The organism is Salinicola sp. CR57 (genome assembly GCF_003206585.1).
GTDB classification, from domain to species: domain Bacteria; phylum Pseudomonadota; class Gammaproteobacteria; order Pseudomonadales; family Halomonadaceae; genus Salinicola; species Salinicola lusitanus.
Window position 1 is genome coordinate 38,206 of sequence record NZ_PZJL01000015.1, and the last position, 23,733, is coordinate 61,938.

The window sequence follows — 23,733 nt, forward strand, 5'->3', positions numbered from 1 at the left end:
CATCCCGGCAAGATCCGCAGGTGAAAAGCGGCGTCTCGGCCGGGTATCGGTGTGACAGCGATGGCCATCGACAAGCGCGGCCTCGAGGTTCGGCGCGTCGGCAGGTTCTTCCCTCGCCATGACCCAGCACCCGTGGCTTGAGCTCCCGCGGATTGTCTTTCAGAGCAAGTTTCTGGAAACCATGTTCAGCTTTCGTACGAAGGCCGCGTCATGGCAGGTTGACGTTCGTCGACCTTGGGAGCCGATGAAACAATCAAACATATCAATATTTACTAATTTGTAAGACCGCCATTTTATCTCTAGTTTTACTTGGCTTTTAGCACCCCACTCAAAGGAATTGAGTGCTCTCGCAACAGAGTGTTAACGGAAATAACGGTGGTCCTGTCCTGTAATGCGAATATCTCGCTTCCGCGGCCGAGTCGCGAAGGCCGGCGAAGGCTTTGGCTTCTCGACGAGGCCGTACGCCGCCGGCAACGGTCGCTGCCGCGCCTGTTCAACTCGATTCCCCCTCGCACTCTGCCTGCTGTCGCTCTTCGCCTATTCAGCCCAGGCAGCCGAGCGCTTTCCGGATGGGCGCTTGCCGCCCGCCGAGGCGCCGGCCTCAGCCTATGGCGTAGACGTGCGGCCAGGGCCGTCGGGGCGCCCCAATGCCGACGATCTGGCGGGCATTGCGGAACGCCAGCGTCAGCAGGGGCATCCGGCCATCGCGCTGCAACTGGCGCAGCGAGTGCTGACGTATGCCCCGGACAATCGTCAGGCCCTCCAGACGACGATCTCCAGCCTGTCCAATCTCGGGGCCTATCGCCGTGCCGAGCGGTTACGCGAGCGCTACCGGCCGGCGTGGCCGCAGGCCACGCAGGATCGGTTTCGGGCCGATGCCGCGACGGCCCGGATCCGCAATGGGGTGCAGGAGCAGGCGCGACACGAGCGGCGGCAGCGCTACGGAGCACGTGACGCGGCCCTGACCGCATCGCTCAATGACCTGAATGCCAATCTGGAACGCTTCCCTCCCGGCAGCGACGCCGGCCATCGGACCCGTGTCGATCGACTGGTGGTGCTGCGCCAGTTGAACCGCTTCGAGGCGGTGGTTGCCGATTATCAGGCGCTGCAGCGTGAATCGGTCGATGTGCCGGTCTACGCCAAGGCCGCCGTTGCCGATGCCTATCTGGCTCGCCGGCAGCCGGAGCAGGCCGCACGCCTCTACCGCGAGGTGATCGAGTCGGGCGCGCGGCCATCGTTGGCAGTGCGGACCGGCTTCTACTACGCCCTGATCGAGAGCGAAGAGTACGCCGCCGCGGCCGAGGTGCTCGTCCAGTTGGACGCCGACACCCCGATCTGGCGCTCGCGGCCGAATCCGAAGACGCCTCCGGTGCCCAATTGGGAGCGCAGCGAGGTCGATCGCCTGCAGGTGCTGGATGCCACCTATCGTCGTCATGATGGAGAGGCTCTCGAACGGGCCCGTGCGCTTTATCGGCAGGCGCCGCGCAATACCGACGTGATCAATGGCCTGTCCACCGCACAGCGTTCGAGAGGCTGGTACGAACAGGCGCAGTCGACCGCCGAACTGGCAGCGGCCTATGCGCCCAGGGATCAGGCCACGCGGCTCAACATTGCCGAGAATGCCCAGGACCTCGAGAACTTCCCGCGCTGGCAGCGCACTATCGAACCCTTGGCGTCGCAGTTTCCCACCGACAGCGCGATTCGGCGCAACCACCTCGAATGGCAGGATCGTCAGCACTTCTCCCTCGAGGGGGAGGGCAGCTTCGGTCGCTCTCGCGGCGGGAGCGCCGTCAACGGCAGCCGCGACGGTGAATACCGGCTGCGCCTCAATTCGCCCTGGCGCGAGGATGGCTACCGCGCCTACATCGAACAATCCTGGCGCTGGGGTGACTACGACGGTGGGGCCGAGCGCCAGGATCGCTGGGGTGTCGGCATCGAACGCCGATGGTTGCGCCGGCACTGGTGGGCCGGCGTGAGTGGCGAGAACGCCAGCGACGATCCCGGCGTCGAGCTCGGCTGGTCGCAGTGGCTCGACGATCGTTGGCAGTACCAGTTGCTGACCCAGTTTCAGTCGCCGGAGACCCCGCTGCGCGCCGAGCGCAGCGATCAGGATGGACGCCTCTACCAGGCGCAGGTGACCTGGCGTCAGAACGAGTCGCGCCAGGCGACGCTGACGCTGGGCGCCCTGGACATCAGCGACGGCAACCTGCGCAGCGACGTCTCCGCCGAGCTGACCCAGCGCGTGCAGGCCAGCGCGCATCATCGGACCCGCCTGCTCGGCTCGCTCTCCGCCGAGCACAACAGCCAGAGCGAAACGGATTACTACAGCCCCGAGGATACCCGTTCCGCCGGAGTGACTCTCGAACACGATTGGCTGACCTGGCGGCGCTACGACCACGTCTTCACGCAGAACGTCTCGCTGGGCACGGCCTCCGAGTGGGAGCGCGGCTACGGTAGCGCGCCGGGCTACGACGCGCGCTACGGCCACGTCTGGCAACTGACGCGGACCTGGTCGGTCAACTACGGCGTCGGCTGGGGCAGTCATGAGTACGAGGGCGAGCGCGAAGCGCGCTGGTTCGGACAGTTAGGTTTCGAGGGAGTGCTGTGATGCGATCGACCCTGCTCCATTTCGCGCTGGTCGCACTACTGGTCGCGCTGTCGACGGCAGTACAGGCCCAGGGAGCGCCGTCATCTCCGCCGATGGGCGACCTGCCGGGAGATGTGACGACGCTGCAGATCCCCGCCGGTCATTTCGTGACGCTCGGGTTTCACGATGTGCGGGACGATACCCGGCCCGCCGTGGATCGGGACCCTTACGCCGTCAGCACCGAACGCCTGGCGTCGCTGTTCGACTGGCTGGCGGCCAACGATTGGCACCCGATCTCCCTGGACGACATCGAGGCGGCCCGGGAGGGTAGGCGGCCGCTGCCTCCCAACGCGGTGCTGCTGAGCTTCGACGACGGGCTGGCGAGCTTCTACGGCCGCGTCTTTCCGCTGCTACGGGCTTTCGGCTATCCGGCGCTGTTCGCGGTGGAGATCGGCTGGATCGAGCGGGTCGGGCGTGGCGACAGGGTGACGGCAGCCGCTACCGATCCGGTGGCATCGCGGCTCGAGGAGGGGGCGGTCATCGGTGGGAACGGCGACGCTGGGGCGGCGAACGAAGTTCTCTACAACGGTCGCGAGAGAGGGGCAGAGGGTTTCGTGGATTGGGACCAGGTCCGCGAGATGCAGGCCTCGGGGCTGGTGGAAGTGGCTTCGCACACCGATGACCTCCACCACGGGATCCTCGCCAATCCGCAGGGTAACGTGGAACCCGCAGCGCTGACACGACGCTACGATGCCGTCAGTGGCGCGTACGAGAGCGACGCCGATTACCGGCGGCGCGTTCACGCCGACCTGGTCCGCAGCGCCGAGATCATCGAGCGGCACACCGGGGTGCGGCCGCGCACCCTGGTCTGGCCCTACGGCGCGACCAACCCCGTTACCGAAAGGATAGCGAGAGAGGCGGGTTACCGGTTCACCTTCAGTCTCGGTGATCAGCGTCTCTCGACCCCGTCGAGCGGACCCGATTTCGGTCGCTTCCTGGTGATGGATGATCCCGATCCGGTGGCCGTAGAATCCCAAGTCGCGCAGACCGTCGATCCGCCCAGGCGCATTCAACGGGCCGTGCAGGTCGACCTCGACTATCTCTACGATCCCGACCCCGATCAGGTCAATGCCAATCTCAGCGCCTTGCTGGACCGGATTCGGGCCATGCAGGTGCGCACGGTCTATCTGCAGGCCTTTGCCGATCCGGATGGGGATGGCACTGCCTCGGCACTCTACTTCCCCAACGACTACCTGCCGATGCGCGCCGATCTGTTCAACCGTGTCGCCTGGCAGCTCAAGACCCGGGCCGGCGTCGATGTGTATGCCTGGCTACCGCTGCTCGCCTTCGACCTGCCCGACGCCGAACGACAGCAGCAACTGGCGGTGCGAGCCAGGGGGAGCGACGGCAAGAGCCGGATCGCCGATCGCGACTACCGCCGGCTGAGCCCTTTCCGCCCGGCTGTAATGGCGCTCGTTCGCGGGATCTATGGCGATCTGGCCCGCAACACCCCGGGGATCGACGGCATCCTGATTCACGATGACGCCTATCTCGCCGCGGACGAAGATGCTCAGGCTTGTAACCCCGCGGCGCGGTGGCCCGGCGGTCAGCGGGCGCTTACCGACTGTGACCTGAGTGCGCGTGACAAGACCCGGGCGCTGATCGACTTCAGTCATCAGGCGGTCGCCGCCGCGCGCGAGTACGCCAATCTCAGCAACCGTTTCCGGGTGGCGCGCAATATCTACGCGCGGGTCGTGCTCGACCCCGCTGCCGAGTCGCGCTTTGCCCAGGCGCTGGGTCCTTTCCTCGACAACTACGACGAGGTGGCGCTGATGGCGATGCCCTACCTCGACGACGCGGACATGGCACGCGATGACCGTTCGGCCAGCCGCTGGCTGGATGATCTGGTCGACCAGGTGATGCGCCAGCCCAAGGGGCTCAGGAAGACGGTTTTCGAGCTGCAGGCCTACGACTGGGCGCGAGATCGCTGGATCGAGCCTGGGCGCTTCAAGGCGTGGATGCAACAGCTGGTGCGCCGGGGCGGGCTGAATCTCGCCTACTATCCGGACGACTTCATCACCGGCATGCCGGCCTTCCAGCCCACGTTCGAGGGTATGAGCCTCAATGAATTTCCCTACTCGACCTCTCGTCTTCGGAGTCAACCATGATCGCCGATATCGAAGCCTGGGTCTCGGCCATCGATTGGCGGGACGTGATGTTCGGTTTTGCCTTCTACTACCCGATCTTCATGGCCTGGATGTGGATCATCGGTGGCCTCTGGTTCTATCTTCGCCGCGAGCGTGGCAAGGACATGACGCCGAGGCTGGAGACCTTGGATCCCGACTCCCCTCACGTCAGCATCGTGGTGCCCTGTTTCGACGAAGCGGATCAGGTCGAGCAGACGATTCGCTACGCTCTGGCGACGCGCTACCCGCAGTTCGATGTCATCGCCATCAACGACGGTAGCCACGATGAGACTGGCGAGATCCTCGATCGCCTGGCCGAGAAGCACGAGCGGCTGCGGGTGATCCATTTCGCGGCCAATCAGGGCAAGGCGGTGGCGCTGCGCGCCGGTGCGCTGGCGGCCCCTTCGGATTACCTCGTCTGTATCGATGGTGATGCGCTGCTCCATCCCTTCGCCGTGTACTGGATGATGCAGCATCTGACCGGGGGGCCGCGTGTCGGCGCGGTGACCGGCAATCCGCGCATCCTCAACCGCTCGACGCTGCTGGGCAAGATCCAGGTGGGCGAGTTCTCCTCGATCATCGGCCTGATCAAGCGGGCGCAACGCACCTACGGGCGTATCTTCACCGTCTCCGGGGTGATCACGGGCTTCAACCGGGCGGCGCTGGACAGCATCGGCTACTGGCGCGCCGACATGGTGACCGAGGACATCGATGTCTCCTGGCGTCTGCAGATCCATCACTGGGACATCCGCTTCGAGCCAGAGGCGCTCTGCTACATCTATATGCCGGAAACCCTCAAGGGCCTGTGGCAGCAGCGCCTGCGCTGGGCCCAGGGCGGTGTCGAGGTGATGCTGCGCTACGGCGGGCGACTGCTGGCCTGGCGCCAGCGCCGCTTCTGGGGGGTTGCGCTGGAGTATCTCACCAGCCTGGTGTGGGCCTACGTCATGCTGGCCATCGCCGTGCTGTTCTGCATCGGCTGGTTCGTACCGCTGCCGCCACGCTGGCAGATCGCGACGCTGCTGCCGCAATGGAACGGACTGCTGCTGGGCGCCACCTGCCTGATCCAGTTCCTGGTCAGTCTGAGCATCGACCAGCGCTACGAACGCGCCGGCTTTCTTCGCCACTATTTCTGGGTCATCTGGTATCCGCTGCTCTACTGGGTGCTCTCGACGCTCACGGCAGTGGTCGCCGTGCCCAGGGCCCTGCTGGCCTCGCGGCGTCAGCGGGCGCGCTGGAGCAGCCCGGACCGCGGTATCCAACCCTGACAGGAGAGCTCGACATGCCGAAGGCGAACAACCAGCGAGGCGCCGCCGGGCTGCCTCGAATCATCCACCGTCCCGACCTGCAGTCACGGCGCCAGCGCAGTGTGTTCGCGCTGCTGGCGGGCATCGGCTGGTTGCTGTGGCTCTATCTGCTGCTACCGCTGGCGACGATTGGCGGCTGGATTTTCGGGGTGGGACGGTTCGAGTCCTACGTGATCGACAGCCAAGACCATAGCTGGGCCTCGCTGACACTCTACGCGGTCATCACTGTGCTCGCGGGGGCCATGCTGCTGGTATGGGCGTTCTACAACTACCGCCGCTTCCGACACGTCGATCGGCGCCAGCCGGCGCTGCCGCTGACCCCCGAGCGGCTGGCGCTCTCGTTCGGCATGAATTCGGACCAGGTGGCCGCGCTCCAGCGCCATCGCCGGGTGACGCTCACCCATGATGCCCAGGGCAACATCATCGAGGCGCGGTGAGCGCGGCGTGCTCAATCTCCGCCGGGGGAGCCCGGCCGCCTCGACGCAAGAGCGTGGGAATTCTAGAATGGTCGTCTAGATAGCCATCTAACGATTTGCCTGTACTGCCAGTTTCCGCGGGCGATGGTGGCCCCGACGATCGCGGCGGCAGCGCCTCGATCCTGCGCCGGCCTTTCACCTCAAGAGTGTCTCCATGCCACAACCTATCCCCGATGACGCCCGTCTGCCCGAGTTGACGCTGCGAGGCGTCATGCTGGGCGCCGTCATCACCCTGCTGTTCACCGCTTCCAATGTCTATCTGGGGCTCAAGGTCGGGCTGACCTTCGCCTCGGCGATTCCCGCCGCGGTCATCTCCATGGCCGTGCTGCGACGCGTGGCCGGCGCCAACAAGCTCGAAAACAACATGGTTCAGACCCAGGCCTCGGCGGCAGGAACGCTCTCCGCGATCATCTTCGTGCTGCCGGGGCTCTTGATGATCGGCTACTGGCAGGGCTTTCCGTTCTGGCAGACCACGGCGATCTGCGCCATCGGCGGCATTCTCGGCGTGCTCTACACGATCCCGCTGCGCCGGGTGATGGTGGTACAGAGCGATCTGCCCTATCCGGAGGGGATCGCCGCGGCCGAGATCCTCGAGGTCGGCAGCCGCGATGCGGCCCGCGCTGCCGATGACGGTCAGCGTGGCGACGGAGACGCCGGTGGCGCCAGGAATGAACCCGGTGCCCGGGAGATTCTGCTGGGCGGCATCGTCGCGGCCGGCTTCTCGATCGCCAGCGGCGGCTTGCGGCTGCTGGCGGATAGCATCAGCGTGTGGTTCTCGGTCGGTCGCGCGGCGTTCCAGCTCTCGACCGGGTTTTCGCTGGCGCTGGTCGGCGCCGGCTACCTGGTCGGCATCGTCGGCGGCATGGCAATGCTGATCGGGACGCTGATCGCCTGGGGTATCGCGGTCCCCTGGTTGACCAGCGTCACCCCGATGGAGGCGGGGCAGTCGCTGGCCGATGCCGGCATGGCGCTGTGGTCCGATAAGGTCCGCTTCATCGGCGCCGGCACCATCGGGATCGCTGCGGTCTGGACACTGGCGACCCTGTTCAAGCCGATGCTGATCGGCATTCGTACGTCACTGGGGGCGATGCGCGGCGACCAGGGCGCGTTCCGTGACCAGGCGCGAACCGAGCGCGACCTGCCGGCGGGCATCATCCTGGCGTTGACGGTAGCGCTGCTGGTGCTGTTGACCGTGGTCTTCGCGATCTTTCTCCACGGAGCGGCACCGCAGCTGGCCGGCGCCGCGTTCTGGACGCTGACCCTGGGCAGCGTGCTGTTCGCGGGCGTGTTCGGCTTCCTGATCGCGGCCGCCTGCGGTTACATGGCCGGGCTGGTCGGCTCTTCCAGCAGTCCGATCTCCGGCATCGGCATCGTGGCGGTCATCCTGGTGTCGCTGCTGCTGCTGGGCTTCACCGCCGTCAGCGATGCGTTCGACGTGCTGGACCCGGCGGTGGCGCGCATGCTGCCGACGGCGTTGGCGCTATTCGTGACCTCTGTCATCCTCGCCGTGGCGGCGATATCCAACGACAACCTGCAGGATCTCAAGACCGGTTATCTGGTGGGGGCCACGCCGTGGCGCCAGCAGGTCGCGCTGATCATCGGCTGCGTGGTCGGGGCGCTGGTCATCCCGCCAGTGCTCTCGCTGCTCTACAACGCCTACGGCTTCGCCGGAGCGATGCCACGGGAGGGGATGGACCCCGGGCAGGCCCTGGGGGCGCCACAGGCCTCGCTGATGACCGCCATCGTGCGCGGTGTGTTCTCCCACGATCTCGAATGGACGATGATCGTCATCGGTCTGGCGATCGGTGTCGTGCTGATCGGTGTCGACGAGTGGCTGCGCTGGCGAGGGGGCAAGGCACGTCTACCGGTGCTGGCGGTGGGGATCGGTATCTACCTGCCCCCGAGCATCAACATGCCGCTGGTGATCGGCGCCGTGCTGGGCTGGCTGATCGATCGCCGGCTCCGCGCCTGCGCGCTGGCACGGGGTGATGACGTCGAGCGTGCCTCGGAGCGGCCGCGTCGACGTGGCGTGCTGCTCGCCTCCGGGCTGATCGTCGGCGAGAGCTTGGTCGGCGTGCTGCTGGCTGGCGTCATCGGCCTGAGCGGGGCGCCGGCCCCGTTGGCGCTGGTCGGAGACGGTTTCGCCGGTATCGCCCGGTGGCTGGGGCTGGCGGTGTTCGTCGCCGTCTGCCTCGGCTTCTACCGCCGCGTGCTGGCGGCGCCCGCGGCCGGGTGACCCCAGCCGTGCTACAGCCCCGGATCGTTGGGCAGAATCACCGGCGTGGTGGCGATGCCGCCGGTCTCGACGGCGACCTCGAACAGCGCACCGGCCAGCGGCTCGTCATGGCAGCCGGTCGCCGCCGAGGTGACGAACAACCGGTCCAGCGCGTCGCCGCCGAAGATGCAGGAGGTGGGGCGGGAGACGGGGAGGGCGATCTCCCGGTCCAGCGAGCCATCGGCGTGGAATCGGGCGATACGGCCGCCGTCCCACAGTGCGATCCACAGCCCGCCCTCGCGATCGCAGGTCATGCCGTCCGGATAGCCGGCGCCCGGGGCTAAGCGTATGTGCTCGCGGCGGTTCGACAGTTCGCCGTCAGCGTCGAGGTCGAAGGCAAAGACGGTCTGGCGCGCGCTGTCGTTATGGTAGAGTGTGTCGCCGTGCGGGCTGATGGCGGGGCCGTTGGTGACGTGATATTCACTGTCCATCAGGGTAACGCCACGGCTGTCGAGGCGGAACAGATGACCGCGTACGTCGTTTTCGGCGTCATCCATGGAGCCGAACCAGAGGCGGCCGTGCGTATCGCTTCCGGCATCATTGAGGCGGTCGCCCGCCGGTAGCCACTCGATCGGGGTAAGACGCTTGCCGATGCGAGGGCCTCGTTCGTCGAGTTCGAGCCCCACGACCCCGGAGCGCAGGCCGGCAACGAAGCCGCCCCCTTCTCGAGGCAGCAGCCAGCAGCACGCTTCCTCGAGATCCCAGCTCCGACGCTCGCCGTCTTCGGGATGATAGACGTGCAGCCTGGCCTGTCGAATATCGACGAACACCAGGGCGCGAAGGGTGTCGGACCAGATGGGGCCTTCGCCGAGTTCGGCGCCGATCTCCCAGGCGACGGCGACGTCCTTGTTCATGATGACTCTCTCCGTGGATGAGCGAATGGTCGAGTGGTTCCTGCGGGCCTCGATGTCTGCCACTATCGATGTCCGCCACGATCGGCACTTCCCCGTCATCGAGCCTAGAGCGGAAAAGGCGTCTTCTATCATAGTCCGGGACCGGCCAGGGCAGTGTAGTTCTCAGCAAAGTAAGGATTCCAGAGCGATGAGGCGTTCCGAGGTGCCATCGTGAAGTGTTTGGTGTTGCAGGCGGAGCACTGCCTGAGCCGGGCGTTGCACGCCATCTCCGCGCAGCGGGGTGATATCGACTATGTCTCGTGGCCGGCGGGAGATGCCGAGGCATTGGCGGTAGTCGAGCCGGATGTCGTGATCGTGCCGCCGCTGGCAGATCCGGGGCGCTGCGAGCCGGCGGTGGTCTACGCCCATGCCGACCGGGTGGAGGCGTTGCTGGCGGCGTGCCGGGCAAGGCAGATCCCGCTGGTCTGGTGTGTCTCCGATGCGCTGTACGAGGATGGCGCCGACGTTCCCATCGACGAGGATGTCCTGCCTCGGCCACGGGATGAGGCGATGCGCCGTCTGGTCGCCGTCGGCGAGCTCGTGCGCAGTCACCCCCGGCATCTGATATGGCGACTGGGGCCGCTGTTCGGGCGCGACGGCGAGGACGCCTGGCTGAGCGAACTGATCGACGCGCTGATGCGTGGCGAGTCGGTCAGGGCGGCCCGGGACCTGGTGGTGTGTCCGACCTCCGTCGTGGCCGTGGCCCGCGCCCTGACGGGCGTGTTGCTGCAGCTCGAGAGTGGCGCCAACGCCTGGGGCACCTATCATCTCTGCGGCACGGAGCCGGTCAGCGTCTTCACCTTCTGCTCGGTGGTACGGACGCAATTGGAGACGCGGCTGGCGGGGGTGGGAGAGTCGCCGACGCTGGGAAGACTGGAGGGGCTCGACCAGCATCATGATACGCCGCTGCGGCGCGTGCTCAATTGTCGTCGGCTACTCGATGTCTTCGGCATCCATCAGAAGTCCTGGCGCCTGGAGCTAGGGCTGATGCTGGATGCGTGGTGTCAGGAGCGCTATCCCGTTCACGATGAGGTCGACACAGGCGATCAACGTCGCAGCAGAGAGGAAGCGGCCGACACATGAAAGTCTTTCGTAGCATCATCTTCTATATCGGTTACTTCCTGGCAATCCTGGTCTCGGGATTGCTGATGCTGCCGGTGGGCTTTGCCTTGCCGATACGCTCGCGCTTTCGGCTGTTCAACTGGCACAACCGTTTCATCGTCGGCTGGCTCTCCATCACCTGTGGCATCCGCTATCAGGTGACAGGGCGGGAGCACGTGCCGGAAGGGCCCTGTGTGGTGCTGGCCAACCATCAAAGCGAGTGGGAAACCGTCTACCTGCAACTGCTCAAGACGCCGATCTGCACCGTGCTCAAGAAAGAGCTGCTCAACATCCCGCTGTTCGGCTGGGGGGTGCGACTACTGCGGCCGATTCCGTTGGATCGTTCGAAGCCATCGGCCGCCATGCGCCAGGTGCTCTCCCACGGCAAGCAGCGCCTGGAGGAGGGGTTGTCGGTGCTGATCTTCCCCGAGGGGACCCGGGTTCCGCCTGGGCAGCGACGCCGTTTCAACAAGAGCGGTGCGGTCATCGCCTGCCGCACCGGCGTGCCGGTACTGCCGGTGGCGCACAATGCTGGCGAGCGATGGGGACGGCACTGGGTCAAGCAGCCGGGCGTGCTCCGCGTCGTGGTGGGTGAGCCGATCGAGACGGTGGGGCGCAAGCCCGAGGAGGTGATGGCCGAGATGGAGGCGTGGATCGAGGGCGCCCTGAACGAGATTTCCGAGGTGCCGCGCCCGGCCTCGCCGGACAAGGCCGCACCTGCTGAGCTGCCCTCCTGAAACCGTGAATCCGGCCATGAAAAAGGCGCCCCGCGGGGCGCCTTTTTCGTCGACGACGAGCGCGCCGACGGTCAGCTCTCGTAGCGATCCAGCACCAGACAGGCGTTGGTGCCACCGAAGCCGAAGCTGTTGGAGAGCACGCGCCGGATGTCGACGTCTTCACGACGCTGGCGGACGATGTCGAACCCACTGGCCTGTTCGTCGAGCGTATCGATATTGGCCGAGGCGCAGATGAAGCGGTTCTCCATCATCAGCAACGAGTAGATCGCTTCCTGAACGCCGGTGGCGCCCAGCGAGTGGCCGGTCAGCGATTTGGTCGAACTCATTGCCGGCGTGCTGTCGCCGAAGACCTCACGGATCGCCTTGAGTTCGGCGACATCGCCCACCGGCGTCGAGGTACCGTGGGTATTGACGTAGTCGACCTTGCCTTCCAGCCCGGCGAGCGCCTGGCGCATGCAGCGTGCCGCGCCTTCGCCGGAGGGGGCGACCATGTCGTGACCGTCGGATGTCGCGCCGTACCCGGTGATCTCTGCGTAGATCCTGGCGCCGCGTGCCTTGGCGTGCTCGAGCTCCTCGATCACCAGCATGCCACCCCCGCCTGCGATGATGAATCCATCGCGATCCACGTCGTAGGGACGCGAGGCCTTTTCCGGGGTGTCGTTGTAGTGCGTGGTCAATGCGCCCATGGCATCGAACAGGCACGACAGCGTCCAGTGCTCCTCTTCGCCACCGCCGGCGAATACGACATCCTGCTTGCCGAGCTGGATCTGCTCGACGGCGCTGCCGATACAGTGCGCCGAGGTGGCGCAGGCGGAGGAGATGGAGTAGTTGACACCCTTGATCTTGAACGGTGTCGCCAGGCAGGCGGAAACCGTGCTGCCCATGGTCCGGGTCACTCGATAGGGACCGACGCGACGCAGGCCCTTCTCTCGCATCACATCGGCCGCTTCGACCTGGTTGGCGCTGGACGCGCCACCGGAGCCGGCGATCAGGCCGGTGCGAGGGTTGGATATGTCGCTGGCGTCGAGCCCGGCATCGTCGATCGCCTGCTGCATGGCGATATAGGCATAGGCCGCCGCGTCTCCCATGAAGCGCAGCTGCTTGCGATCGACGAGAGATTCGATGTCGATGTCGACGACACCGGCGACCTGGCTACGAAAGCCGAGTTCGGCATACTCCGGTTTGAAGCGAATGCCGGAACGCCCCTGGCGCAGAGAGTCGAGCACCTGTTGGGCGTCGTTGCCCAGACAGGAAACGATACCCAGGCCGGTGACTACCACTCGTTTCATGGAAGCCTCCCGCTCAGAATTTCTCAGTGTTAGTGAACAGACCGACGCGCAAGTCCTTGGCCTGATAGATATCCTGACCATCGACCGACAGCGTGCCGTCAGCGATGCCCAGCACCAGCCGGCGCGTGATCACGCGCTTGATCTCGATATGATACGAAACCTGACCGGCGCTCGGCAGGATCTGCCCGGAGAACTTTACCTCGCCGCAGCCCAATGCCCGGCCGCGACCGGGATTCCCCAGCCAGCCGAGATGAAAACCCACCAGCTGCCACATGGCGTCCAGGCCCAGGCAGCCCGGCATCACCGGATCGCCCGGGAAATGGCACTGGAAGAACCACAGGTCAGGATGGATATCCAGCTCGGCGATGATCTCGCCCTTGTGGTACTTGCCGCCATCCTCGTTGATCTGCGTGATGCGGTCGAGCATCAGCATGTTGGGCGCTGGCAGTTGGGCGTTGCCGGGGCCGAACAGTTCCCCCCGGCTGCATCTCAGCAGATCGTCTTGGCTGAAAGAGTGCTGTCTGGTCACTGGATCGTTCCGAGAATCGAAGAAGAGTTTGCCTCGTCATCCCGAGGCGCGGCCAGTCTAAAGGCTGCGGACGCCGAATGCACGCCGGCCAAAGCCTAGTCTCGTGCGAACCATGGTGCAATGGGCCCCGCGGCGCTTGCCCTGGCGAACGTCGCCGGGGCATGATGCGGGACGGGAACGGAATCTATCCGGTAGCCGCCAGGCAAACCATAACGACGATAAACGACATCTTATGTGGCCTTCCTTTACGCTGAATCGACCGCTGACCTGGTTGGGCCTAGCGGCACTGGCTGCCGCTAGTGTATTGCCGTTGCTGACGCTGCGGCTGGTGGCGTTGGCCCTGGTCATGGTGGGGGTCGCCGACGTCTGGCGCCAGACGCGGCTAGAGCATCAGCGTCGCCGCCTCAGTGAGCAGGCCCTCGAGCTGTCGCCGGATGGCGTGATGATCACCGACACCGCCAACCGCATCGTCACCGTCAATCCCGCCTTTACCCAGATCACGGGCTATACCCCCGAGGAGGTTCGCGGGCTCAACCCCTCTTCACTCTCCTCCGGGCGCCACGACAAGGCCTTCTACGACCGCTACTGGCAGACGCTGAAGACCACCGGTCGCTGGGAAGGCGAGGTCTGGAACCAGCGCAAGCATGGCGACCAGTACCCCGAGTGGCTGCGGGTCCAGGCTTGCCATGATCGCAAGGGACGGGTATCCCACTACGTCGGCCTGTTTACCGATATCAGCCGGCACAAGGCACGCGAACAGGACCTGCGCCGCATCGGCTTCGAGGATCCTTTGACCGGCCTGCCCAACCGGCGGCGCCTGCACGATCTGCTGGCCTCGCGCCTGCGCCACCTGCGGGCGGGAGAAGGTCTGGACCTGGCGCTGGTCGATATCGACGCCTTCAAGGCGATCAACGACAGTCTCGGCGTCGATAGCGGGGATCGTCTGCTGTCGCGCTTCGGCCAGCGCCTGGCGGCGCAGGTGGCCGGTGGTATCGTCGGGCGGCTGGGGGGTGATGAGTTCATGGTCATCCGTACCACCACCTTCGACGACCACGAGAAGTGGGTTGCCAGCCTGCGTCATCACCTGAGCGAACCCTTCGAGATCGACGACAACTCGCTGCACCTGGGATTGACCATTGGCAGCTGTCGCGCCCCCGAGGATGGCAATGATCCCAACGTCCTGTTCCAGCGGCTCGAGTCCGCCCTCTACAGCGCCAAGCGACACGGGCGCAACCACGACCGACGCTTTCGCCCCTCTCTGGAAGTCGAGTCGGATCGCCACCTGATCATCCTCAACGAGCTTCGCCAGGCCCTGGCCCAGGGGGCGCAGCTCGAACTCTACTACCAGACCCAGCACCGTCTCGATGACGGCGGCATGGTGGGGATGGAGGCGTTGCTGCGCTGGCACCATCCCGAACATGGCCTGATCCTGCCCAACGAGTTCATTCCGCTGGCCGAGCGCCACGGACTGATGCCTGCGCTGGGCAGTTGGGTCATCGAGCAGGCCGTGGCCCAACTGGCGACCTGGCGAAGCCAGGGCCTGAACGTGCAGCCCGTTTGGGTCAATCTGTCGGCGCTGCAACTGATTCAGGGCGATCTCGAAGCCCATTTGATCTCGACACTGAACCAGTACCGGGTGCCGGCGCGACTGCTCGGCCTCGAACTGACCGAATCGGTGCTGCTCGACGAGCGCGCTGGCGACATTTCGCCGCGGCTGGAAGCGCTGCGGCGTGAAGGACTGCAGATCGCCATCGACGATTTCGGGACTGGTTACTCGTCGATGGCCTACCTCAAGCGTCTGCCGGTCGACAAGCTCAAGCTCGACCGGGAGTTCATTCGTGCGCTGCCCCACGACCACGCCGATGCGGCGATCACCTCGGCGGTGCTGGCGATGGCGCAGGGCCTGAACCTGGATGTCATTGCCGAGGGAGTGGAAACCGCCGAGCAGCGCGATTTCCTGCTGGCGAGAGGGTGTCGCCATGTGCAGGGATATCTCTACGCGCGGCCGCAACCTGCCGGTGAGGTCGAAACGCGACTGCGCCAATTGGCCGCCAGCGTCTACTCCTGATCGGTTTTGTCCCGGCTCGACCCTATTGCCCGCCAGCGGTGCTCGGACACTCGTCGACTGCCGAGATACTGCGCCAGGCCAGCGCAGAGACCTGCCCAGACGATTGCCTCGATAGCGATCGCCCAGGGGCGAATCTCGACCCCGGCCAGCGCCGCCCCCGAGAGATAGCTCAGCGGCCCGCCCAGGGCTCCGCAGGCGATAGCCAGGGCCCGGTAGCGCCATAGCCAGGCCAGGCAGTGATGGAGCGTGGTTGCGAAGAGCGGCCAGAGCGCCCATAGCCAGAGTGGGAGACTCCCTCCCATCTCGATGCCGCCGGTGGCGACTAGACCGCCATCGACGACGATGCCGGCCAGCAGCAACCCCAGCCACCAGCGCCACTCCCCCGGCCGTGCCAGCCAGTACCAGTGAACGAGAAGGATGAGCGGGGTCGCGACGATGGCCCAGGGCGAGCCGCCGAGCACGCAGAGGAACCAGCCGCCCTGGAACAACAGGGCGTTGACGGCGAGCGCTCCACCGCGGGTCATGACCCTCACCGGCCGACGGCTACACGCCGCCGGTGAGCGGTGCGGGTCTGGCTTCCGGCTTGGCCAGCAGCAGATGACTGGTGCCGATGGTTCGTTCCAGGAAGCCACCTTCGCAGTAGCAGAGATAGTAGCGCCACATTCGAATGAAGCGCTCGTCGTAGCCCAGCGCGCGTACCTCGTCGAGACGGGATTCGAAGCGCAGGCGCCATTCCCGCAGCGTGCGGGCGTAGTGCAGACCGATCTCGTCCAGGTCGAGCAGGTTGAGCTGGGTGTGCCGGCTCAGTCCGTTGAGCAGCGCCGTATGGGAAGGCAGGAAACCGCCCGGAAAGATATAGCGCTTGATGAAGTCCATCTCGCGCTTGGCGGTTTCGAAACGCTGATCGCGAATGGTGATGCACTGGAGCAGTGCCAGGCCGTCCGGTTTCAGCAGTCGGTCGATACAGGCGAAATAAGTCCCCAGGTACTGATGACCGACGGCTTCCACCATCTCCACCGAGACCAGCCGATCGAAGCGACCCTCCAGGTCCCGGTAATCGTCCTTCAGCAGGGTGACCCGGTCCGCCAGTCCGGCCTCGCGGACGCGTTCGGCGGTAAAGGCGTACTGCTCTTCCGAGATGGTGGTGGTGGTGACGCGGCAACCTCGCGTCCTGGCCGCGTGGATCGCCAGTCCGCCCCACCCGGTGCCGATCTCCAGCAGATGGTGGTGCGGTTCGATCGCGAGCTTGTCGAGAATGAGATCGAGCTTGTGTGTCGACGCCTCTTCCAGCGTGGCCTCGGCGCGCGGAAACACCGCGCTCGAGTACATCCAGTGCTCCCGATCCAGGAACGTCGCGAACAGCTCGTTGCCCAGATCGTAGTGGGCCGCGATATGGCGCCGAGAGCGCCGCGTGGTATTGCGCTGGAGGGCGTGAAGCGCCGTCAAGGCCCAGCGGCGCAGGCGTGCGGTGCCGTTTTCCATGCCATCGTTGACGCGCTCGATGTTGCGCGCGAACAGACGAACCAGGCCGACCAGATCGTCGACCTCCCAGGCGCCATCCATATAGGCTTCCGCGACGCCGACGGTGCCGCCCAGGGCAAAGCGGCGCCACACGTTCGGATCATGGATGGTGATATCGACATGGACCGTCGATGAGCCAGTGTCGCCACGCCCCAAGTGGTGGACGCTATCTCTTTCGCGCAGCGTCAGCCTGCCGCCCTCCAGGTCGTCTAGCGCCTTGAGCATGCGGAGGCGCAGCCAGCGTGACAGCCTTGGTGCGTCCGCGGCGGGATGAGTGGAGGGTGATCGGGCGGCTGTCATGACGAAGTCTCCCGTCCGGGATGGTCGTGGATCGGCGTGCGCTTGAGCCAGAGTCTGAGCGCCTGCCAGTGAATGGTGACGATGGTCTTGAGCGTCATGCCGGGATGCTTGATCAACTCCATCACCAGCGCGCCTCGCGTCGCTGGCTTGAGCGTGAGTGTCAGCGTGGCATCGAAATGGCGCGCGTCCTGGTGCCATGTCTCCATGTGCATCAGCAGACGTGCTTCCGGCGAGTTGAAGCGCCAGTGGTAACGCATTTGCATCGGATTGAAGGGCGAGACGTGCAGGCGCTTGTCGAATGCGGCCTGCTGCGTGTGGCGCGTCGGGTCGACCCGGCAGGCGTAGACCTGGCGCTCGCGCCATGGCGTGTTGGTGACTTCACCGAGAACCGCCTGAAGCCTCTCCTCGTCATCGTAGGCGTAATAGAGCGTCAACGGATTGAACAGCATGCCGAACAGCCGGACCTGGCTGAGCATGCGGATCGGGCCGGTCGGAGCGCTGCCCAGTTCCTCCCTGATACGCGCCCGGACGGCGTCGGCGAGCGGCAGGTCATGCGGCGCCAGATAGTCCTCGCGACGAAAGCGGGCCAGCGCGCCACGCCGAGTGCCGAAACCTGGCGTTCGCGCCAGCAGCGCCGGCAGCTCATCGAGATCCAGCCACAGCATCCACACGCGATAATCGAAGGCGTGCCAGCGCGGCAGGAAGCGCCGGTGGCGCAGATGGCCCACGGCGAGACGACTGTGGGGACAGGCATCGTTCAATGGCATGGTGTCCCTTCCTGGTGATCTGCCGCGGGCGCTGTCGCTGCGGGTGACGGTCGGCTGCCGTCGATCGCTTCGACCACGCGCAGCGCGCTCCACACGCCGTCTTCGTGGAAACCGTTGCGCCAGTAGGCGCCGCAGAAATGGGTGCGTCGGGAAGCGCCGGATATCTCGCCGTGGCGAGCCTGGGCCTGCTGTGCGGCGAGCGTGAACTGAGGATGGGCGTACTCGTAGCGGCCCAGCACGCGGGCCGGGTCGATGCTCTGCTCGTCGTTGAGCGTTACGCAGAAGGTGGTGTCGCTTTTCAACCGCTGGAGAATGTTCATGTTGTAGGTGACGGGTACGCACGCCTCTGCATCGCGGCCGTCGAGGCGATAGTTCCAGCTCGCCCAGGCCCGGCGGCGGCGCGGCAACATGCCGGTGTCGGTGTGCAGCACGACGCTGTTGCGACGGTAACCGATCGCCCCCAGCACCTCCCGCTCGTCGTGACTCGCCTGACTGCCCAGGATGGATAGCGCCTGGTCGCTGTGGCAGGCGAGCACGACCTGGTCGAAACGCCGTTCACCGGCCGTCGTGTGGAGGCTGATGCCGTCATCGTCCCGGACCAGGCCGAGGATGGGGGTCGAGAGATGGATGCGTTCGCGATAGGGCTCGGTGAGCGGGGCGATGTAGGCTCGCGAGCCTCCCTTGATGGTGTGCCACTGGGGGCGATCGGCCAGCGACAGCAGACCGTGATGATGGAAGAAACGCACGAAGAAGCGGGCCGGGAAGTCGCGCATGCCGGCTTCGCTGGCGGACCAGATGGCGCCACCCATGGGCAAAAGGTAGCGACGCTGGAAATCTTCACCGTAATCCTCGCCGGCCAGATAGTCACCCAAGGTCAGTGACGGCGACAGGCGGTCGGCCAGGAAATCGCTGGTCGCCCGGCGGTTGAAACGGACGATGTCGTTGAGCAGGCGGTAGAAGCGCGGGCGCAACAGGTTGCGGCGCTGGGCGAACAGGCTGGTCAGGGTGTGGCCGTTGTACTCGAAGTCGCGATCGCTCTCGTGGACCGAGAAGCTCATCTCCGTCGCCTGGCCCGGGACGCCCAGCGAGGCCATTAGCGTCTCGAAAAGCGGATAGGTGCGATCGTTGTAGACGATGAAGCCGGTATCGATCGCGTGCCGTTCGGTACCGGTATCGATATCGAAGGTCGCAGTATGGCCACCCAGTCGTGAGTCGGCCTCGAACAGAGAGACCTGATGGCGACGGGAGAGATAGTGGGCAGCGGTCATGCCGGCGATGCCGCTGCCGACCACGGCGATCCGCTGCGGGGACTGGGTCATGCCGACTCTCCCCGGCGGCGGTTGGCGATGCGCAGGCCGAAGCGTCGGCGCAGTGCCGGCGGGAGGATACCCAGCGCCTTGACCAGAAACGTGAAGCGACGTGGAAAGTGGATATCCAGCCGACCTCGCTCGAGACCGTCGATGATGTAGTCGGCGGCCTGTTCCACCTCGATCTGCATCGGCATCGAGAAGTCGTTGCGCTCGGTCAGCGGTGTCTTGACGAAACCCGGATGGATCACGCTGACGTCGATCGACTCGGCGTCGAGGTCGAGGCGCAGGGATTCGAGGAAATGGGATATCGCCGCCTTGGAGGCGCCGTAGGCTTCCGCACGCGGCAGCGGCAGATAGGCGGCCGCGCTGGAAACGCCCGCCAGCAGCGGTCGCCGTTCGCCGCCCCTGGCTTGCCGCAGCAAGGGTAGCGCAGCATCGATGGCATGGAGCGTGCCGTGGAAGTTGGTCGCGAACACTCTACCGACCAGTTCGACATCGAAGCGGGCGACATCCAGGTATTCACAGGTGCCGGCATTGAGCAGGGCGATATCGAGACCCCCGAAAGCATCGTCGATGGCGTTGCCGGCGCGACGCGTGGCGTCACGGTCGGTGAGATCGGCCGGTACCACCAGCGCATTGTCATAGCCCTCCGCCAACTGTTGCAGCGCCTCTTTCCTGCGCGCGGTCAACGCGACGCGATGACCGTCGGCAAGCAGCCGCTTGGCCAGGGCCTCGCCGATGCCCGAAGTCGCCCCCGTCAGCCAGATCCGTCGGGTTCCCGAGAGACTCGCCATGCCCCTTCCTCTTTGGTTTGAAAGAACCGATCGCCTGCCGTGGTGGCCGATGCTTCAGAGCCGCTTCTTGACGCCCTTGACCATCCATCCCACCACGGGCAGATGTTCGTAGAGCATGGCCCCGACGTCGAAGTAATCGCGATGACGGCAGACCCGTTGACCCTGCCACTGCAGGTGGGAGCAGCCAGCCACGCTGATGTTACGTCCGCCACGCAACCTTGGATGCGCCAACTCCATGGTCCAGGTCAAAAAACTGGTGGCACCGAGAAGCTGGCGGTCATGGAATTCGAAATGGCAGTGGCGGACGCCTTCCATCAGATCGGCGTAATAGGCCATCAGGTTGTCGCGGCCGACATGGCGATGCAGGGGGTCGGCGAAATCGACATCGTCGCTGTAGCACTCTTCGAGGGCGGGCAAGCCGCTGGACGTCAGGGGCTGGAAGAGGGTGCAGAAATGTGTCAACGATTCGATGGTGGGCGCGTCGGATGCTGTCATTGGAGGCTTCCTGAATCGTGATTGGCGTCGTGTCGGTATCAGCCTAGATTCTTGAACGCTTCGAGCGCCCGCTCTCTGGCGAACTTGTGGTCGACGATGGCCGGGGGATAGCCTGTCTTGTGGCGCTGTTCCGCGCTGGGTTCGTGGCGGTTCTTGGCCGGTAGATCGGCCAGCTCCGGAAGCCATTGGGCGATGAATGTCGCCTCCGGATCGAAGCGCCGCGACTGCGTCGTCGGGTTGAAGATCCGGAAGTAGGGCGAAGCATCGGTACCGGTCGATGCGGCCCACTGCCAGCCGCCGTTGTTGGAAGCGAAATCGCCATCCACCAGATGCTCCATGAAGAAGGCCTCGCCCCGCCGCCAGTCGAGCAGCAGGTGCTTGCTCAGGAACATCGCCGTCACCATGCGTAGCCGGTTGTGCATCCAGCCGGTGGCGACCAGTTGGCGCATCGCGGCATCGACCAGCGGAAAGCCGGTACGGCCTTCGCACCACGCTGCGAAATCCTTGTCGCTGTGGCGCCAGTTCAACTTGTCGGTCTCGAGCTTGAAGGGCCGGTGGCGGCAGACGCGGGGAAAACCGACCGCGATATGCTGATAGAACTCGCGCCAGACCAGTTCATTGGTCCAGCTCGCCAGGCCGGCGTCCCCATCGGCCAGGTGGCCACCGTTGTTGGCCATCACCGCCTGCAGGCACTGGCGGTGAGAGATCATGCCGGTAGCGAGGTAGGCGGAGAGTTCACTGGTACCGGCAATGGCGGGAAAATCGCGATCGTCGTTGTAGCGGCGCGCCCGCTGCCGCAAAAAATCGGCCAGACGATCGGCGGCCGCTTCCTGGCCCGCCGGCCAGGGTGCCTCCTGGATCTTCGACGGTGCAGGGGAGACGATGTTGGAGCGGTCCCGCTCGGCGAGTGCCGGAATCCGGTCACTGGCGATGTCCAGCCTGGCCTGACGCCGGGGCGTGTCGCGCAGCGCCAGTTGATCGGCACCGACGCGCTGATGCCAGGCTCTGGAGAACGGCGTGAAGACCTTGTAGTACTCATCCTGACCGGTCAGCAGCTCGCCTGGCTCGAAGGCGATGTGGTCGGTGTAGTCGAAGAGGGCAAGACCCGCCTGGGTGAACTCGTCGGTCACCCTTTCGTCACGTCGCTGCTCGTCGAGGGGATACTCACGATTGAAATGGAGCGCCTGGGCGTCGACTCGACGAGCCGCCTCCAGCAGTGTCCCGGGGGCGGCATCGAAATCATCGATATCGCGATACAGCAGCGGAATGTTGAGCGCTTTCAACTCCTCCGCCAGCGCGATGACGCCACGATGTAGAAACGATATCTTGTTGGCGCCATGGCCATGGCTTCGCCACTGTTGCCTGCAGGCAAGATAGATGCCGACCACGGGTCCTTTCATGGCCGCCGCGCTCAACGCCGTGTGATCGAGAGTCCTGAGGTCATTGCGGAACCAGACCAGTTGCGTCGCTGACATGGGCACTTCCCTGTTACCGGTAAATGGACGGCGCATCCATGCGCCGTGTGCTGCCTGCCCGCGTGGCAATGGCACTGCCACCCCCGGTACCGGTCATGTCGGCGAGCTCCCGGCCGGCGCTACCAGTCAGGTGCGGGAGTCGATCATCGCCCGCATCCGGCTCAACGCCTGACTCATGTCTTCGCCGAGCACGGCGACGGCGGTGTTCTCGAGGTCGCTGGCGCGAATGCGGGCAACCGGACCCACCAGGCACACCGGTGCCTCGCACTGTTCCGCCAGACGCGGCAGCTGGCGGCGGATGACGTCGCTGCGCTCGGCGTGGCCGCTGGCAAGCAGAAGCGCCTCGGTGTCGAGGCGTTCGACGGCGAGCGGAAACTCGCTCAACGGCATCTCTCCATCGATCAACTGAACGCGATAGCCCGAGGCCGACGCCGTCAGGCCCATCAACAGCGACCAGAATCCGCTATCGTCATCCGGCAGCCGCGCTACCAATACCGTGCCTGCGTTGCTCAACTGGTTGGCATGGTAGATTCGCGTCCCGATGCGGGTGCGCAGGAAGGATTCCAGCAGGCGGCGCTGTAGTGTGGCGCCGTACTGGTCTCCCCAGCGTTCCTCGAGCTGGGAAACGACGGGCTGCCATAGCTCGGCGATGCACAGGCCGACCGGGTAGAGCGACAGGCTCTGATTGAACAGTACCTCCAGTCGGCCAGTATCCAGCGCTTCGACGGCCTGAATCACATGCTGGCGCTGGCTGGCCCAATCCCCCATCTGGGGAGCGGGCGTCTCCACGGTCTCCGGCTGGTCGAGCAGCTCGCGCACCTGACTGACCGGGACGCCCCGGTTGAGCCATTGCAGAATGCGCTCGACGCGCTCGATGTCGTTGCGTCCGTAGAGGCGGTGGCCCTTCGGCGTTCGCTGGGGGCGGATCAAGCCGTAGCGTCGCTCCCAGGCGCGCAGCGTGACGGAGTTGACTCCAGTGAGTCGCGATACTTCACGAATCGGGTAGAGCGGCGCGGCACTGGAATCCATTGCCTGATAAGTCATGCAAGTCCTCCCATGAGGTCTCTGCGTGCGCCGTCTCGTCGAATAGGTTGGTCCATATCAATACAGCGAGTCATCATTGCGGGCTAGAGCGGTCCAGAACATCGGTACGGTCATCTGTCAGGGCCGCACCCTCATCAATCTGCAGTCGTTTCAACGTGCAATGATGCCCTGATGCCTTGTCACCGTCATCTTGAATAGGCAACGGTCGCCCAGCAGCCGATGACTTCGACGAGTCGTGACGAGACGATGGATGTAGTCTCGATACTCCAAGGATGGGTGAAGATGTTGTACGGTTCAAGTGTTTTGTACAACATCGATGCAATGCATGGCGGCTGATCGAAGCGATGCTCGCGATTCGACGGTGGCAGGAACTAGATCCGGGTGAGGCCTTGAACGATCAGTTCGGCGGCTCTCGCTTCGGGGGAGTTTCGAGGCAGGGCTCATTCGTCTCCCTGGAGGCGAGCGCGATGGGGTGGCGATCCATGCCTGAAGGTCCTGCTCTGGCGACTCGAAGGGCGCTCGCCAGTGGGCGTTGCTGGTACGGCGTGGCGGAAGCGTCGTGGTGGATGAGGTAGGGACGCT

The 23,733-nt window shown here is 65.2% G+C and carries 19 protein-coding genes; 8 read left to right on the plus strand and 11 right to left on the minus strand.

Annotated elements, in window-relative coordinates:
* Positions 1 to 619 precede the first annotated feature (619 nt).
* From pgaA to DOM56_RS18690, 5 genes are all read left to right on the plus strand, one after another.
* Positions 620 to 2,608, plus strand: coding sequence for a poly-beta-1,6 N-acetyl-D-glucosamine export porin PgaA (gene pgaA / locus DOM56_RS18670; RefSeq protein ID WP_232822361.1), 1,989 nt, complete (start codon positions 620 to 622; stop codon positions 2,606 to 2,608).
* Entirely contained in the window at positions 2,608 to 4,755 is a 2,148-nt protein-coding gene (gene pgaB / locus DOM56_RS18675) for a poly-beta-1,6-N-acetyl-D-glucosamine N-deacetylase PgaB (RefSeq protein ID WP_110710476.1), read from the plus strand. The genes pgaA and pgaB overlap by 1 nt, the downstream gene beginning before the upstream one ends.
* Positions 4,752 to 6,038, plus strand: a complete 1,287-nt coding sequence (gene pgaC / locus DOM56_RS18680; protein ID WP_110710477.1) for a poly-beta-1,6-N-acetyl-D-glucosamine synthase — start codon at positions 4,752 to 4,754, stop codon at positions 6,036 to 6,038. Before pgaB ends, pgaC begins: the two co-directional genes overlap by 4 nt.
* A 14-nt stretch (positions 6,039 to 6,052) precedes the next feature.
* Positions 6,053 to 6,514 (plus strand): poly-beta-1,6-N-acetyl-D-glucosamine biosynthesis protein PgaD, encoded by a 462-nt coding sequence (gene pgaD, locus DOM56_RS18685; RefSeq protein WP_110710478.1) that lies wholly within the window; start codon positions 6,053 to 6,055, stop codon positions 6,512 to 6,514.
* 193 nt (positions 6,515 to 6,707) lie between these two features.
* Positions 6,708 to 8,789, plus strand: coding sequence for an oligopeptide transporter, OPT family (locus DOM56_RS18690; protein ID WP_110710479.1), 2,082 nt, complete (start codon positions 6,708 to 6,710; stop codon positions 8,787 to 8,789).
* An 11-nt stretch (positions 8,790 to 8,800) separates the two neighbouring features.
* Here DOM56_RS18690 and DOM56_RS18695 read toward each other — a convergent pair whose 3' ends face one another.
* Positions 8,801 to 9,682: an SMP-30/gluconolactonase/LRE family protein gene (locus tag DOM56_RS18695; RefSeq protein ID WP_110710480.1), complete on the minus strand. Its 882-nt coding sequence runs from the start codon at positions 9,680 to 9,682 to the stop codon at positions 8,801 to 8,803.
* A 210-nt stretch (positions 9,683 to 9,892) separates the two neighbouring features.
* Between DOM56_RS18695 and DOM56_RS18705 the strand changes: the two genes are divergently transcribed.
* Together DOM56_RS18705 and DOM56_RS18710 are read left to right on the plus strand one after the other, a co-directional pair.
* Complete coding sequence (locus tag DOM56_RS18705; protein ID WP_110710482.1) at positions 9,893 to 10,804, plus strand: sugar nucleotide-binding protein; 912 nt, start codon at positions 9,893 to 9,895, stop codon at positions 10,802 to 10,804.
* Positions 10,801 to 11,559, plus strand: a complete 759-nt coding sequence (locus DOM56_RS18710; RefSeq protein ID WP_110710483.1) for a lysophospholipid acyltransferase family protein — start codon at positions 10,801 to 10,803, stop codon at positions 11,557 to 11,559. The genes DOM56_RS18705 and DOM56_RS18710 overlap by 4 nt, the downstream gene beginning before the upstream one ends.
* Positions 11,560 to 11,630: 71 nt before the next feature.
* On the opposite strand, the gene fabB is transcribed toward DOM56_RS18710, so the two are convergent.
* Positions 11,631 to 12,848, minus strand: coding sequence for a beta-ketoacyl-ACP synthase I (gene fabB, locus DOM56_RS18715; RefSeq protein WP_110710484.1), 1,218 nt, complete (start codon positions 12,846 to 12,848; stop codon positions 11,631 to 11,633).
* A gap of 13 nt (positions 12,849 to 12,861) precedes the next feature.
* Positions 12,862 to 13,377, minus strand: a complete 516-nt coding sequence (gene fabA / locus DOM56_RS18720) for a 3-hydroxyacyl-[acyl-carrier-protein] dehydratase FabA (protein WP_110603352.1) — start codon at positions 13,375 to 13,377, stop codon at positions 12,862 to 12,864.
* Positions 13,378 to 13,609: 232 nt separating this feature from the next.
* Here fabA and DOM56_RS18725 point away from each other — a divergent pair, with 232 nt between their 5' ends.
* Positions 13,610 to 15,445 carry a GGDEF domain-containing phosphodiesterase gene (locus DOM56_RS18725; protein ID WP_110710485.1) on the plus strand — a complete coding sequence of 612 codons (1,836 nt, stop codon included), beginning with the start codon at positions 13,610 to 13,612 and terminating at the stop codon, positions 15,443 to 15,445.
* Here the strand turns inward: DOM56_RS18725 and DOM56_RS18730 are convergent.
* The 8 genes from DOM56_RS18730 to DOM56_RS18765 form a co-directional block, all read right to left on the minus strand.
* Entirely contained in the window at positions 15,436 to 15,969 is a 534-nt protein-coding gene (locus DOM56_RS18730; RefSeq protein ID WP_110710486.1) for a DUF2878 domain-containing protein, read from the minus strand. The two genes, DOM56_RS18725 and DOM56_RS18730, sit on opposite strands and share 10 nt — an antisense overlap.
* A gap of 19 nt (positions 15,970 to 15,988) precedes the next feature.
* Positions 15,989 to 17,266 (minus strand): cyclopropane-fatty-acyl-phospholipid synthase family protein, encoded by a 1,278-nt coding sequence (locus tag DOM56_RS18735; protein ID WP_110710487.1) that lies wholly within the window; start codon positions 17,264 to 17,266, stop codon positions 15,989 to 15,991.
* The gene (locus DOM56_RS18740; protein ID WP_110710488.1) at positions 17,263 to 18,033 is read right to left on the minus strand and encodes a DUF1365 domain-containing protein; all 771 of its coding nucleotides are present in this window, start codon (positions 18,031 to 18,033) and stop codon (positions 17,263 to 17,265) included. The genes DOM56_RS18735 and DOM56_RS18740 overlap by 4 nt, the downstream gene beginning before the upstream one ends.
* Positions 18,024 to 19,352 (minus strand): FAD-dependent oxidoreductase, encoded by a 1,329-nt coding sequence (locus DOM56_RS18745; protein WP_110710489.1) that lies wholly within the window; start codon positions 19,350 to 19,352, stop codon positions 18,024 to 18,026. Before DOM56_RS18745 ends, DOM56_RS18740 begins: the two co-directional genes overlap by 10 nt.
* Positions 19,349 to 20,137 carry an SDR family NAD(P)-dependent oxidoreductase gene (locus tag DOM56_RS18750; protein ID WP_110603363.1) on the minus strand — a complete coding sequence of 263 codons (789 nt, stop codon included), beginning with the start codon at positions 20,135 to 20,137 and terminating at the stop codon, positions 19,349 to 19,351. The genes DOM56_RS18745 and DOM56_RS18750 overlap by 4 nt, the downstream gene beginning before the upstream one ends.
* A 54-nt stretch (positions 20,138 to 20,191) precedes the next feature.
* Complete coding sequence (locus DOM56_RS18755) at positions 20,192 to 20,632, minus strand: nuclear transport factor 2 family protein (protein ID WP_110603365.1); 441 nt, start codon at positions 20,630 to 20,632, stop codon at positions 20,192 to 20,194.
* Positions 20,633 to 20,670: 38 nt separating this feature from the next.
* Positions 20,671 to 22,107, minus strand: a complete 1,437-nt coding sequence (phrB, locus tag DOM56_RS18760) for a deoxyribodipyrimidine photo-lyase (RefSeq protein WP_110710490.1) — start codon at positions 22,105 to 22,107, stop codon at positions 20,671 to 20,673.
* A gap of 126 nt (positions 22,108 to 22,233) precedes the next feature.
* A complete protein-coding gene (locus DOM56_RS18765) occupies positions 22,234 to 23,151 on the minus strand; it encodes a MerR family transcriptional regulator (RefSeq protein WP_110710491.1) in 918 nt (305 codons plus the stop codon).
* Positions 23,152 to 23,733 lie beyond the last annotated feature (582 nt).